This is a genomic window from Nitrospira sp. SG-bin1, assembly GCA_002083365.1.
In the GTDB taxonomy this organism is placed as follows: domain Bacteria; phylum Nitrospirota; class Nitrospiria; order Nitrospirales; family Nitrospiraceae; genus Nitrospira_D.
Map to the genome: position 1 here is coordinate 31,339 of LVWS01000018.1, position 14,276 is coordinate 45,614.

Annotated in this window: 13 protein-coding genes and 3 pseudogenes; 4 read left to right on the plus strand and 12 right to left on the minus strand. The window is 57.1% G+C overall.

The window, feature by feature from the left end:
• Positions 1-9: 9 nt before the first annotated feature.
• The 6 genes and pseudogenes from A4E19_01030 to A4E19_01055 all read right to left on the minus strand — a co-directional run bounded on the left by A4E19_01030 (position 10) and on the right by A4E19_01055 (position 4,025).
• Positions 10-453, minus strand: coding sequence for a glyoxalase (locus A4E19_01030; protein ID OQW35389.1), 444 nt, complete (start codon positions 451-453; stop codon positions 10-12).
• Positions 454-487: 34 nt separating this feature from the next.
• Positions 488-751, minus strand: coding sequence for a hypothetical protein (locus tag A4E19_01035; GenBank protein ID OQW35390.1), 264 nt, complete (start codon positions 749-751; stop codon positions 488-490).
• Positions 752-797: 46 nt separating this feature from the next.
• Entirely contained in the window at positions 798-1,448 is a 651-nt protein-coding gene (locus A4E19_01040) for a hypothetical protein (GenBank protein OQW35495.1), read from the minus strand.
• A gap of 90 nt (positions 1,449-1,538) precedes the next feature.
• Positions 1,539-2,206: pseudogene (locus A4E19_01045) on the minus strand (hypothetical protein).
• Positions 2,207-2,274: 68 nt separating this feature from the next.
• A complete protein-coding gene (locus A4E19_01050) occupies positions 2,275-3,135 on the minus strand; it encodes a short-chain dehydrogenase (GenBank protein OQW35496.1) in 861 nt (286 codons plus the stop codon).
• Positions 3,136-3,167: 32 nt separating this feature from the next.
• Positions 3,168-4,025, minus strand: coding sequence for a hypothetical protein (locus tag A4E19_01055; GenBank protein ID OQW35391.1), 858 nt, complete (start codon positions 4,023-4,025; stop codon positions 3,168-3,170).
• Positions 4,026-4,343: 318 nt separating this feature from the next.
• Here A4E19_01055 and A4E19_01060 point away from each other — a divergent pair, with 318 nt between their 5' ends.
• Positions 4,344-4,823: a hypothetical protein gene (locus A4E19_01060; protein OQW35392.1), complete on the plus strand. Its 480-nt coding sequence runs from the start codon at positions 4,344-4,346 to the stop codon at positions 4,821-4,823.
• A gap of 19 nt (positions 4,824-4,842) precedes the next feature.
• Here A4E19_01060 and A4E19_01065 read toward each other — a convergent pair whose 3' ends face one another.
• From A4E19_01065 to A4E19_01090, 6 genes are all read right to left on the minus strand, one after another.
• Positions 4,843-5,277: a hypothetical protein gene (locus A4E19_01065; protein OQW35393.1), complete on the minus strand. Its 435-nt coding sequence runs from the start codon at positions 5,275-5,277 to the stop codon at positions 4,843-4,845.
• A 294-nt stretch (positions 5,278-5,571) separates the two neighbouring features.
• The gene (locus A4E19_01070; GenBank protein OQW35394.1) at positions 5,572-6,015 is read right to left on the minus strand and encodes a hypothetical protein; all 444 of its coding nucleotides are present in this window, start codon (positions 6,013-6,015) and stop codon (positions 5,572-5,574) included.
• 4 nt (positions 6,016-6,019) lie between these two features.
• Entirely contained in the window at positions 6,020-6,319 is a 300-nt protein-coding gene (locus A4E19_01075; GenBank protein OQW35497.1) for a hypothetical protein, read from the minus strand.
• Between the two features lie 31 nt (positions 6,320-6,350).
• Positions 6,351-7,166: an AAA family ATPase gene (locus A4E19_01080; GenBank protein ID OQW35395.1), complete on the minus strand. Its 816-nt coding sequence runs from the start codon at positions 7,164-7,166 to the stop codon at positions 6,351-6,353.
• A 120-nt stretch (positions 7,167-7,286) separates the two neighbouring features.
• Positions 7,287-9,599: a hypothetical protein gene (locus tag A4E19_01085; protein OQW35396.1), complete on the minus strand. Its 2,313-nt coding sequence runs from the start codon at positions 9,597-9,599 to the stop codon at positions 7,287-7,289.
• Positions 9,596-11,086 (minus strand): hypothetical protein, encoded by a 1,491-nt coding sequence (locus A4E19_01090; GenBank protein OQW35397.1) that lies wholly within the window; start codon positions 11,084-11,086, stop codon positions 9,596-9,598. The genes A4E19_01085 and A4E19_01090 overlap by 4 nt, the downstream gene beginning before the upstream one ends.
• A gap of 277 nt (positions 11,087-11,363) precedes the next feature.
• Between A4E19_01090 and A4E19_01095 the strand changes: the two genes are divergently transcribed.
• The 3 genes and pseudogenes from A4E19_01095 (at position 11,364) to A4E19_01105 (ending at position 14,274) form a co-directional block, all read left to right on the plus strand.
• Entirely contained in the window at positions 11,364-12,773 is a 1,410-nt protein-coding gene (locus A4E19_01095) for a hypothetical protein (GenBank protein ID OQW35498.1), read from the plus strand.
• Between the two features lie 77 nt (positions 12,774-12,850).
• Positions 12,851-13,066: pseudogene (locus A4E19_01100) on the plus strand (hypothetical protein).
• 134 nt (positions 13,067-13,200) lie between these two features.
• Positions 13,201-14,274 (plus strand): annotated as a pseudogene (locus A4E19_01105) (lysine 2,3-aminomutase).
• Positions 14,275-14,276 lie beyond the last annotated feature (2 nt).

The window sequence follows — 14,276 nt, forward strand, 5'->3', positions numbered from 1 at the left end:
TTCTCCTTCTCAATTGTGTCGCCGTTGCTTCTCTTTGCGTTGGTTCGAGACAAACGTCACACCGGCTTTTTGCACCTCCTGATAGGGAAGCAGCCAGACCAGCGATTCATCATTGAGATCGCCGACTTGAATGCGGTTTCCCCATGGGTCGCGAAAGTCGCAACGAAAGTCCGGATGGAGCTTCAACTTGTACTTCTTGGTCAGCTTCCTGCGCACTTCTTGAATCTGCCGCGCGTCACGAACCATGAGCCCGAAATGTTTGGTGCGATCGGGCTGTAGTTTCGCGACCTCGAAAATAGCCATGAACTGGTGCTCGCCGAGTTTGCACCAAGCAGCTCCTTCACCGCCTCGCAGCATCTTCAACCCGAACACGTCCTGATAGAACTTGACTGCTTTCTTGGCATCGGTGACTTCGATCACGACGTGGTTGCAGCCATACACTTGAACGGCCATCGTCCACCAACCTTTCCACGGCAGGCATCACAGATCATCCGACCACTAACCGCGAGATCTTCATCGCATGTTGAACGGTTCCAGTGCTTCTTCTAGAATCGAGTGAGAATTGGTTCGTCCACAGAATCAACGCGTGAACGGCATCACCCTCCATGTGCTGAACATAACCACCGGACTTCCCACTCGCGGGGTTCCTGTGTGATGTTGGAACGGCAAACTTTTTCGCGGGCCTGGCGTCCGATCGGGCACCACCGGCCCATGATCCTCTCCTGAAACGAAACTCGCCATCCTTCCGCATTCTGCCCTCCTCGGTGAATGATTGCGTTCCTTGTCAGCTTTCTGTTCTATCGGGCGCCGTACGACTCGAGGATGCCGACAATCTCCTTATAACCACTCCGCTGAGCATGTTGGAGCGGTGTCACGCCCTGTTTGTCAGAAAGATTGACGTTAGCCCCGGCTGACACCAGCAGGCGCACGATCTCCTGATGCGTTGGTCCGCCGTCGCTCAAGATAAGGGCCTCCAAGAGCGCCGTCCAACCCAGATTGTTCACGTGGTCGATGTCGATTTCAGTTTTGAGCAATTCTTTCACCACATCGAGGTGGCCTCGTTCACATGCGGGGATCAGCGCTGTACCACCGAAACGGTTATAGATTTTGAAATTGGGACCCGCCTTCAACGTGAGCTTCAGAATATCGAGATATCCGCTGGCACCGGCCAAGAGAAGGGGGCTATTCAACTTATGGTCCTGGGCGTTGACATCGGCGCCGGCTTCGATCAGCAATCTGGCGCTTTCGATGTGATTGCGGGAGGTCGCCGCCAACAATGCCGTACGCCCTTTGTCGTCTCGTGCATGAATGTTGGCTCCCGTTTTGAGCAACCGCCGAACGGTTGGTGCATCGTTGCGCTCTGCCGCGACAATCAAAGCTTGATCGTCCGACATGTTCCCGCCTTGGACATAAGCAGCTACAGCAATAGTAAAGATGGTCAGACACATCATCCCGATTGTCTGCGGCATGGTCATCGTTCACACAGCCAATCTCGCTCTTCCCCGCGTGTCAGCCGGCACTCATTGCTGAGCACAGAATCACCTCGTGTTCTTTGCAAGGTCAGCCTCTATCTGTTGAAAGGCTGAGAGAAACGCCTCTGCACGTTGCGCACCCGAAATCGCATGCAGGTCGTTCAAGACAAAATATGGTACGCCCCGAATGCCGATCCGATGACCTTCGGCTTCTTCTGTCTTCACTTCTGCCATCCCTGTTTCACTCGCCAAGAAACACTCGACTTCTCTTTGCTCCAACCCTGCTTGTTCCGCCACCTTCGCGAGAGTCTGGATATGCCCGATGTCGCTCCCTTCCACAAAATATGCTCGAAATAGCTCTTCCACCACTGCATCTTGTTTTCCCTGACGTCGGGCATACCAGATCAGCCGATGGGTCAGGAAAGTGTTCGGCGTCCTGAGAATCTTCTCGAAGACAAACGGTATCTGCTCCGCCCTTCCCGCCTCAGCAAGCGCTCCTCCATCTCTTTGAAAGCGTCCAGACTGCCGAACTTGGTTTCGAGATAGACCTTGCGATCCATCCCATTCTTCGGCATCGTTGGATTCAATTGGAACGGCCGCCATTGAACCTTTACCGGTACGGAACCGTGCCATTCCATGAGTGCCCGTTCAAGCCGCCGCTTCCCCACATAGCACCAGGGGCAGATGACATCGGAATAGACGTCGATGTGGATCCCTGTGTTTGGCTCAGTCATCAACAGTATGCCTTCTCACACGCAGCCCTTTTGGAGGAAATACCTTTCACGAGTCACGATGACACGATCTATGACAGATGTCCCATTCTTCCGGCTTGATAATCCTCCACCGCTTGAACGAGTTCAGTTTTGGTATTCATCACGAACGGACCATAGCGCGCGATCGGTTCCCCGATCGGCTCGCCGCTCATGACCAAAAGCCGACTGTTTTCATGAGTGTCGATGATGAGCTGCGTTCCTTCCCGCCGGCATACGATCAGCTCCGCCTCTCCTGCCGTTTGCGACCCGTTAACGGAAGCACGACCGTCCAGGACCAGGATGGACGTATTGTGGCCAGAAGGAACATTCAGGATGGCACGCGTACCACCGTTCAACTGCAGATCGTAGAGTTCGATCGGCGTGAAGGTGCGAGCCGGCCCTCTACGTCCCTCGAATGATCCCGCAATGACACGCACCGTACCTTCACCGTTGATATCGATTGCCGGGATATCGGCATCGAGAATCGTCTGGTATTTTGGCATCGACATTTTGTGCGACCGAGGCAGATTCACCCAGAGTTGAATCGCGTGTAACGTGCCGCCTTTCTTGGCCCAATTCCTTTCGTGCATTTCCTCGTGCACGACTCCTGAGGCCGCCGTCATCCATTGCACGTCCCCCGGCCCGATGATGCCGGCATTGCCGGCCGAGTCCCGATGAGCCACCTGACCTTCATAGACGATCGTCACCGTCTCAAAGCCTCTGTGAGGATGCTCCCCAACACCGCGTGGATGATCGGTCGGTTCAAAATAGTGCGGCCCCGCATAGTCGAGCATCAAAAAGGGATCAATCTGCCGATCAAGATCGTTGCTAGGAAACAGATTGCGCACAGGAAACCCGTCTCCGACCATATGGGTGGAACCGGGTTGATAGATACCCACCACTTCTTTGATGACCGGCGTTCCTATTGCCATGACAGCTTCCTTTACACCATCCTCCCTAATGCTTCAGACAGGGAAATCGTCCCGCGCACGAGCTTGTCAGGGACCTCGTATCCGATCGAGCCTTTTGAGAAAGAGGCGTACATCTCCTCGAATAACCGCGCCGCTTCGTCTGAAAATCCAAACGATTTGAATGTCGGAACGACGGCACTCAGAGGGGCATGTTGAGCCGTTATGGTTTTGCCTAAAATCCGACCAAGTGCCGAAGCCACTTGATCCGGGCTGTACTCTTCCGGGCCCGCCATTTCCACGATCTGCTTGCCATGCCCACCAGTGAGCAGGTGTTCCGCGCCTATCCTGCCGATATCTTTAGTCGAGATCATGGGGATCTTCGCTTGCGAGGCAATGAATGTCGGCAGGATTCCTTGTGCCTTGGCCGCGCCGATCACCGGAGCCCAGTTGTCCATGAAATAGCAGGGGCGGAGAATGGTCAACCGCTTGGCAACGCAACCAAGCGCATGTTCCCCATAACTCGCGGCTCGAATCGGACCGGTCGGTCCTGAAATATGTCCGCCGATGGATGACAGAAACACGACATTTCGTACTTCGCTCTGCTTCACGGCTTCCGCAGCACGATCCATCCGTGCTCGTTGATCGACCAGCCACGCCTCGGCACCATAATTCGGCGGCACCAACAAATAGACCCCTTGTGCTCCTTCCAATGCCTTGGTTAACGCCGAGACATCGTCGAGCGACGCCACAGCCACCTCAGCACCCTTGGCTTTCCAATCAGTAATCTTCTCAGCCGAACGAACGACGACTCGCACTGGCTGTCTTTTACTAAGCAGGGTCTCCACGACCACTGAGCCCGTATTCCCTGTCGCACCGAGAACAACAAACATGATGACTCCTCCTCTCCTCGTCCAATACCGGAAGCAATCACTGACTCCTATTGCAGGATGGCGTCTCAGTCTTTAGTTGTAAAGCACTTCCTACCCTAGTCTGAGAACTGTACCCATGAATATTCGCTTGGCAACATGTATTCCAGCCCGGCCCCCATTAATGTGCAATTACTCATCTTGTTGTAATCATAGAGATCAGTATGGTGCGCGCAACTGATGAGTAAGAAGGAGAGACGTGATCGGGTGGCGAAGTAGCGGCACGGTGCCGAATAGTCGGCTCCGGCCTCAAGCCTATGCTAGGCTTGAGGTGAGGTACTTATGGCAGCAAGTCGTCTTGGTGCGGTGCTATTGACGGTCTTGCTCATCAGCGCATGGACCATCCGCTTTCAATCCACGATGGCATCGGATGAGCTCCCACGTTCTTATTTAAAAATCCCCCTCGTCTCTCGAGAACGGATTCCGATAGGCAGGATCTTAGCTTATCCAGATCAATATCAGATGCGCGAAATCCGGCTGACCGGCACTATCACGGCGATTCACACCGAGATCATCACGAATAGGTTCGTCTGTGGACGAGCCCACGAATGGACTATGCTGACTGTAGAAGATGATAGTGGCAGAATAGAGGTGATCGATCGAGGAGCTTGCGGGATGAACATGAGTGCATTGAAAGCGCCAATGGTGAAGGTCGGGGAGCAGATCGATCTGCTAGTTCACATTCTGGTCAGGACGAACCTAGACTCCCGAGAAACCACGCCTGAAAGCAGCCTCCTGTTCATGGATCGGGTTCGGTACTAGATACATGCTAGTAGGATGCTTATTCCCAACCGCTGACTTCGTAGCCCTTTTCTTTTAGACACTTCGTGACGGCGTCCGCGTACGGGGGGTCCGGTTCCAGCGGCTTGAACGTGCCTCCGAGTAATCCGACGACCAATCCAAGCCCGCTCCCCGCAGCGGCCCCGATCGCCACCCCTGGCAATCCGCCAACCACTCCGGCTGATGCACCGACGGCGCCACCCAGTGTCAGACCAAGCACAGCACCGGTCGTGGCGTTTGCGCTTTGGTTGGTCCCAGGCCGCAGTCCAGTCGTTTCAACTTGCCTTCGACAGGACTCAATCTCTTGTTGAGCCATTTGCTTGCCATACAAGTGGAGTTGTTTATTGGACCGTAAGATCGGCTGTGGGTCGGCGCAAGCCGTGACAGTCAGGAGAAGGATGATGCCTATCAAACGCTGCCGAGAGCGATTGGCCACAGAGATGTCCTGGAGTGTTTTCTTGCTGTTTCTTCACTTCTCACCCTTTGAAGCAAATGTCGAGGTTTTTTCAATTGCGCACATCTTCTTGTCCCTTCTCTCTCGCAGAGCGGATGGGTGGGTGCCTCAACGGCCCGCATTGTCCGAGCTTTCTTCCCTCACCATCACACGGAAGCGCTCGGTGGATGTTCCGCATTGACCGACCATCGCCCACAATCGCGCTTCGGATCGACTCCCGCGTGGGCGGTCAGCGAGCAAAGGAGCATCCACTGAAGCGCTTACGCACTCCTCCCCTCACTGCCAACCCGTCACTTCATAGCCCTTCTCGTGCAGACACCGGTTGACGAAGCCTGTATAGGCCTGGCTGGGTTGAGAAGGGCCGGCGACAGCATGAAACAGGCCGGTTAAGAGGCCCCAGACCGCTCCACTCGCCGCGCCGACCATCGACCCAAGACCGGCTGATGCCCCGGCGATCACGCTCCCCAGCGCTCCACTCGCAGCACCAGCGCCAGCACCGACGGCAGTACCAGTCGCGACACGTCCGACCTTGCCGCCGCCGCTGCTTTCTTCCGCGCCGGCTGATTCGGCCAACTGCTTGCAGGTCTCGATGTCCTGTTCTGCAACGTCCTTTCCGACTGATTGCAAACGGTCATTCGGGTAGAGAACCGGTCGCGCGCCGGAACATGCCGTCACCATCAACGCAAGGCAGCAGACCATACCCATTCCCCTTGCTCTCATGCCTTTACCCTTCCTTTCTGTCCTCTGGCAATAATCGCGCCCATAGCAGCGCTGCCGCCATTCCTTTCACGTATACTCGTTTACGGCGAGCTTCCGCGCCGGCCTGAATGTGCACATTCGCACGGGGAACCGCGCAACGAGCAGCGATGAAGCGGATCAGTTCCTCGTTGGCGGCGCCGTGAATGGGACGAGCCGCGAGACGGATCTTCACTGCATCGCCGTGAATGCCGACACATTCGGTGCGAGCGGCGTTGGGTTGGACATGCACTGTGAGGATGGAGCCGCCCTTGTGGTCCCGCGCGATGACAGGAAGGGAATCCACGAGAATCGACGGATCAAAAGATCGCTTTGACGAATTCGAGTATCGTGCGTTGCATGTCCGAATCATCGGTGATCGGACGGGCGACGGCCACGTCGCAGGCCCGTTCGGGTGGTACGCCTTGCTTGATGAGGGTACCGGCATAGATCAAGAGCCTGGTGCTGACACCTTCCTCCAATCCGTGGTTTCTCAGATTGCGGACCTTTTGACCGAGCTTGACGAGACGGCCGGCAATGGCGGCTTCCACCCCTGCCTCCCGCTGAACGACCGCCGTTTCGATGTCCGGCGCGGGGTAGTCGAACTCAATCGCCAAAAATCGCTGCTTCGTGCTCTGCTTCAGATCTTTGAGGACACTCTGATAGCCGGGATTGTAGGAGATCACCAGCATGAACTCGTCGGCTGCCTGCACAATCTGACCCTTTTTCTCGATCGGAAGCACCCGTCGGTCATCGCTGAGGGGATGGATGATGACAGTCGTGTCCTTTCTGGCTTCCACGACCTCGTCGAGATAGACAATGGCGCCATGTTTCACCCCGGCGGTCAGGGGTCCGTCCATCCAAACGGTCTCCTGTCCCTTCAGGAGGTACCGCCCCACCAGGTCGGATGCCGTGAGATCCTCGTGACAAGCGACCGTGATCAGCGGTCGGCCGAGCTTGTACGCCATGTACTGCACGAAACGAGTCTTCCCGCAACCGGTCGGCCCCTTGAGCATGACCGGCAGCCTTCTCTCGGCGGCAATCGTGAACAGGCCGACCTCCCCACAAACCTCCGCATAAAACGGCTCCTGCAGGATGCGATACTGGGCGACATCGACTTCCCGTACCTGTTGCATTAACGATTCGTTCCTCGTTGGGATATCAGTCGATCGGATTGGCTGTGACCGATCTCAAATCATCGTCACAATAAACGGAATAAACCGCGAAGATCAAGCGATGGGTCTCAGGACAGCCAGTTACGCCACCCTCTTCCCATCAAGGACTTCGCGGACTTTTTGAGTGAGTAGGTTCGGCGTGAAGGGTTTTTGAAGAAAGGCCGTGTCCCGCTTGACGCCACCCTGTTCGAATACCGGATGGTCGGGGTAGCCGGACATGTACAAGACCTTGATCTCAGGCCGCGCCACCGTCAGTTTTTCGGCAACCTCCGGCCCGCTCATCTGCGGCATCGCGACGTCCGTCAATAACAAATGGATGGGGCCCAGGTGCTTCGCACCGGTCAGAAGTGCCTCGATACCGTGACGCGCAACCAAGACCTCATACCCGTTCAGGCGGAGCGCTTCCTGCACAAGCCCGCGTACCGACGGATCGTCCTCGACGACGAGAATGGTCTCTCGTCCGATCGCTCTCCCCACTGTTCCGTTGCCGATGGGCGCCGTTTGCGTGGTCTCGTCCACCTTCGGGAAAAAGATCTTGCACGTGGTTCCCAGGCCTTGCTTGCTTTCGATCCCGATCGTTCCACCGCTTTGCTTCACGATGCCGTACACGGTGGACAACCCGAGACCGGTCCCCTTCCCTTTTTCCTTCGTCGTAAAAAACGGCTCGAATAAATGCGATTGAGTTTCTTCACTCATTCCATGGCCGGTGTCTCTGATCGCCAAGAGCACGTAGGATCCCTCTTCGAGCATCATGGTTTCACGCCGAGGGCCTTTTCCGATGGTGACATTCCTGGTCTGGATCGTCAGCTGGCCGCCCATGGGCATCGCATCCCGGGCATTGACGGCCAGATTCATGATCACCTGTTCGATCTGTCCCGGATCGGCCTTGATCGCACCCAGCTGTGGTTCAAGATCGGCACAGAGTTCGATGATGTCTTCGCCCAACAACCGCCGCAACATTCCGTCCATGTTCATGACGAGCGCGTTCAGATCCACGATCTTGGTGGCCACGAATTGCCGTCGGCTGAACGCCAGCAGCTGGCTGGTCAGGCCGGCAGCTCGATCGGCGGCTTTTTTGACCTCTTCCATCTCACGCCGTGATGGATCCGTCGGCGGCAAGCGACTCAGGATCAACTCGCTATACCCGCGAATCACCGTCAACAGGTTGTTGAAATCATGGGCGACACCGCCGGCGAGCCTCCCCACGGCTTCCATTTTCTGAGCCTGGCGCAGTTGCGCTTCCGTCAGGCGCAACGCCTCTTCGGCTCTGGCGCGTTCACCGAATTGACCGATCTTGAGAGCGACATCGGCGATCATACTGAGCAATTCGCCGTCGGGCTCACGCACTTGATGGCTGAAAAACTCGATGACGCCATCGATTTCACCCCCGATACGGATGGGAAACCCAAAGGCCCCATGAAGCCCGGTCTTGGCGGCCAAATCCGCTCGAACAAAGGCGGGATCGACCGTCACGTCTCTGATCCACACCGGTTGTCCGCTTTCCAAAATCCGACCCGGTAATCCCACGCCCGGCTTGAAGGTCTGATGCTGGATCTGCGCGATAAACTCATCAGCGGCAAGCGTCGTGATTTGCCAGTGATCGAGGCACCGCAGCGTTCCCGATTGTTTGTCCAGCCGCCAAAATACGCCGAGGTCCCATTCGAGACTCTCGCCGACCGCCTGAACGATTTTCGGCACCGCTTCTTCGAGTCTCATGGCTTCCGACAGGACACGCGTCACGGCATATTGAGACGCCTGCCGCCGCTCGGCCCGACGACGATCGGTAATATCGCGCACGAAAGCGCTAAAGATATACGCTTCACCGATACGTGCCGGCGAGACGGCGAGTTCCACCGGAAACTCGTGGCCCTCCCTGTGCCGCGCGGCGATCTCGATCCGGCGATTCAGCACCGGGCCGGCACCGGTCTTGAGATACTCTCGAATCCCTTGCGCATGCGCCTCCCGATCCCGTTCCGGGATAATGGTGTCCGACAGCAATTTCCCCATCGCCTCTTCGCGGGTCCACCCGAAGATCGCCGTCGCTTGCGCATTCCACTCGGTCACGATTCCGGCCGCATCGATGGTAATGACGCCATCGAGCGCCGTATCGACGATCGCCCGGTTGCGCTCCTGACTTTGCAGCAGCGCCGCCTCAGCCGCCCGCGCCCACGCACTTTCCTGTTGGGCTTGTCGATACTCCGCTCGCAACCGACTCGTCGACCACAGCAGCAGCACCAACAGCGGAAGCCAGACGGCCGCCACGATGCTGCGTTCAACATGGCCGAGCAGGAAGGTTCCCACGCCCAGAGTAACCAGCGTGCTCAAAACCATCACGAACGTCAGCCACTCGTATCGGCGAGCCGTTGAAACGGTTCGCTCCTCCGGTTGAGTCATGAGATCGTCCTTGTGATCACCCAGGTGTCCAGAACGACGGATGGACGGTAGGCCAACTTGGCGGCACGGAGTCCCGGCAGACCGGCATCGTCCAGGGTATTGATCTGGGCCGCCCCTTGCGCCACGGCGGCGCGACAGGTTTCTCGGAATACCCACTGTGCCAGACCGGGGATGGAGCGGTCCGCGACTTCCAAAAGGATGCACCAGGTTTGAGGCGTCAACCGGTAACCGAACGTATAGGCGGCGATGTCACCGTTGACTCTCACGACGGTCCCCGACAGACCCATCCGCTCATATTCCTGAAAGACGAGACCATGCGCCATTTCCGCATCCTCCAGGAGCAGCTTCCCCATATGATCAAGATCTCCCTGTCGTTTCTGTTCGGCCCATCGGCGATATAGACGCATGCACTCGGACCGGTGATCGGGCCGATAGGACTCGCTCGTGATCGCCTGTTCTCGCGCCGCACGGTTGCAAAGCGCCCGCTGGGACTTGTAGCGGTCTCCTGACAAGGCGACCAGTTCCTTGGCCGAATAGAGATAGTCTCCTTCTTTCCGGCGAAATTGGATCCTGTCGCACTCCAGCAGTTGTCGTTGCGACTCTGTCACGTTTTCGACGCGACTCACGGACGACGACCCGTTCCACGATCGCATCATCGCGAAAGCCTGTTCCACGGTCCGATGCAACGGTCCGTCTCCGAGCGGGGGAAGCGGCATGAACCATCCGTCAGGAGAGTCGGCAAAAAGAAACACCGTGTGATCACACTCCATCCACCAATGAGGGAGCACCGACGTCCAAATATAATGGTACGGAAACGCGAACGCGGCCGGCGTGTCGGGCCCAATCACTCGGGCGCGTTCCAGAGCCTTCGTGAAAGCGGATGCGTCCGACAACGTCAACGGACGGAGCCGAGGATCAACTCGCTGTGATGCAAGCCGAACCGTCAGGTGCGGGAGGGCCTTGAGCACGATCACATCGTCCTGAAAACGACCGATCAGGCGGGGATGGGCCGCGATCGTTTCAATCGTCGCTTCATCCAAGAGGAAGGTCGCGACCTGCTCTCCGTACTCGCGAATGGCACTCGAGGATGCGTCGCACATGAAGGGGCACTTGGAATCCCACCCAAGCAACACTTCTCGTCCCGACGCATCCCACATCAAGACCAGCGGGTACAACCGACAATCCAACGGGCGGACGTCGTAGATCCCGCAACGACCCGACGTGGGATCAAACGCGGGACAGAGATATCCGTCCCCGTTCGGATTCTTGACGAGGTCGACTTGCGCGCCCGACTTGTCGGGAAAGAACGAATCGGCCACTCCATGCGCTACCGCCTCGCGGATTTCTCGACGGGTAAAATATGGACGAAGAAAGCTATCGGCCTCCGGGAAACGGCAACAGACATCGCAACGGAAACACGCCGAATCAGGAACCAGCTGGGGCAGAACTGGCATGGTTTGTTTGGAATCCACTGTACGGGTGCCCATCGAGGTCCAATCATACGATGCATGCCGAACGGTAGCAAGGAAGGTTTGCTTCCGGTCAGCTCAGGACCGCTTCACTTATTTTCTTCCGACTCGCGAGTTCCGACGCCAGGGGGACGGTCCACTGGCCTCTTGTCGCTCCCCGATGTGCGTGCTAGCATGGCTGACTTCGCCCATCTAACGCCGTTCCCGAACCTAAGCTGAGGATTGTTCGTTGGCACAGACTGAATCCTCCTGTCCGACACTCTCTCCTGAAACCGCACGTGACCGGGGCCGGGCCATTCGCGAGCAATTGCACCGCGCGAATCTGTTTGGAGCTCAATCGGCGTTTTCCCAACAGAGATCCGCCTTAGAATTGCAGGCGACGGCCTCCTGGCGAATCAGCCCCTGCCCGTTTTACCTGTCATCCGAACAATTGCGTTTCTTCACCGATTTGGGGCCGCAGCTGTTGTCGTTCTATCGGGGATTGAATCGGCTGTACATCGAAAGCGTCAAAGGCATTCAACCGACCTGGGTCGCCAAGTATCTCGATCAGGGCAAACCGCCGGCGTTGGTGCAATACAGCCGGATGAAACGGTTTCGCGATGTTCTGCCCGGCGTCATCCGGCCGGATATCATCCCGTCGCAGGATGGCATGGTGATCACCGAGCTCGATTCGGTACCGGGAGGCATCGGACTTACCGCCTGTCTGTCGCAGATCTACCATGACCTGGAGGGCCATGCCGTAGGGCTCGTCGGCGGGAGAGATGGGATGGTCCGCGGATTTGCTCGCATGTTGCGGTCACTGCAAGACCAACAGGCAGGATGCATTGCCATCGTGGTCTCGGATGAATCCCGGGACTATCGGCCCGAAATGTCCTGGCTGGCTGCACGGCTTCGCGAAGAAGGGTTATCCGCTTGGTGCGTCGAGCCGCGCGAGATTCGGTTCACAGAGGAAGGGCTCCGCCTTCATACTGACGGTACCGAACAGGCGATCAGCGTGATCTACCGCTTTTATGAACTGTTCGACTTGCTGAACGTCCCGAAGGCCGAACTCGTTCAATATGCCGTGAAAAAAGGGTGGGTCTCCATGACTCCTCCCTACAAGCCGGCCCTGGAGGAAAAACTGGCCTTCGCCTTGCTCCATCACCCGGTGTTGCGACCGTTTTGGGAGAAGGAACTCGGCGAAGACTGCCTGCTGCATTTGGGCACGCTCATGCCCAGGACCTGGGTTCTCGACCCAACACCGCTTCCTGCGATTGCAACCATCCCCGGCTTACAAGTCGGTGGACGTCCGGTTGCCAATTGGACCGATCTTGAAACAGCCACGCAAAAGGAGCGGCATTTCGTCGTCAAGCCTTCCGGATTTTCCGAGCTCGCATGGGGCAGCCGGGGCGTAACAATCGGTCATGACACACCTCAGACGGAATGGATTGAGGCGCTTCGAACAGCGCTCGCCTCCTTCCCGACCACTCCCTATATCCTGCAGGAGTTTCACAAAGGGCGGCGGTTCGAGATGGATTTCTTGGATGAAGATGGGCACGCCATGGTACATATGTCAGGCCGTGCGCGGCTCTCGCCCTATTACTTTGTTTCTGAGGGAAACGTTGAACTCGCCGGTATCCTGGCCACCATCTGCCCGGCGGACAAAAAGATTCTTCATGGCATGCAAGACGCGATCATGGTCCCTTGTGCCCTTCGATCCGGCTGATGCGCGCCTTTTCAATAAACCATAAAATGGGCGTTTCACTTTCTCCTTTTTCCTGGTAGCCTAATACGATCGTGGCTATGACTCTTTTCCATGTCGATTGGTGCCCTGACTGCCGAGTCGTCCGTCAAAAACTGGCTGACGTGGGTTTGGCTTGTGACGAGGTCGTCGTTCCCGACAGCAGACGGATGCGCACGCAGGTCTATGAAGTCTCCGGGCAATATTATGTGCCGGTCCTCAAGGATGGCGATCTTGTTCTGACGGAAACCGCCGACATTCTGGCCTATCTTGACGAACGGTCTCGTGCCGACCATGCAGGGACCTCGGCTGGCACAGAGTTTCGGTCGCAGGTCCGCGCCACGCCCGATATGTCCGGTGAAGACGACGAACACCCTTCTTGCCGGATTAACTGATCAACGAAGGATGATTCATGGAAGACTGGAGACAGGTCCTGGCGAAGAGCATCGTAAAGCCCAAGGACTTGGCGGAGCGGTTCGGTCTCGACGAAAAAGAGCTTGAAGCGATCGTCGGTCCTTATCCCATGCGGATCACCCCGACCGTCCTCGAAACCATCAAGTCGAAGGATGATGCGATCTGGAAACAGGTGGTCCCCGACCGGGCGGAATTAGACGACATTGCGGCCGACGACGATCCGCTTGAAGAAGACGTGATGAGCCCGGTGCCCCACCTCGTTCACCGCTATCCGGACCGGGTGTTGCTGATGGTGACGAATCAATGCCCGATCTATTGCCGGTTCTGTACCAGGAAACGGCTGGTCGGCAAGCCTGGGTTCCTCAAGAAAGGCGAGTTGGATCTCGCCGTCCAATATCTTCGTGAACACACGGAAGTACGCGACGTCATCCTCTCGGGCGGCGACCCCCTGCTGCTCCCCGACTATCTCCTCGAACGCGTGCTGAAGGCGCTTCGAACGATCCCCCACTTGGAGCTCATCAGAATTGGCTCGCGAGTCCCCGGCACGTTGCCGCAACGCATCACGTCTAAACTCTGCGACATGGTGAAGAAGTACCACCCCATTTACATGAACCTGCACTTCAATCACCCGGACGAACTGACGCCGGAAGTCAGATCGGCTTGCGGCCTGCTCGCGGATGCCGGCATTCCCTTGGGCGCTCAAACCGTCCTCCTCAAGGGTGTGAATGACGACCCGGACGTGATGAAACGCCTCGTCCATCAGCTGCTCCTTGCAAGGGTGAAACCTTACTATCTGTATCAAGCCGACTTGACGAAGGGGACGAATCATTTCCGGACGACCGTCGAAACAGGTCTGAACATCATCAAAGCTCTCCAAGGCCACACGAGCGGAATGGCCGTGCCTCATTTCGTGATTGATGCCCCGGGCGGCGGCGGCAAAATCCCGTTGCTGCCGGATGACTACCTCGTTCACATGGACGAGGACGGAGCGATCCTCCGGAATTATGAGCAGAAGACGTTCCACTATCCCCAGCCGAGAGTTGACAATCGGCGGGAACTTCCGATGGTGGGTGT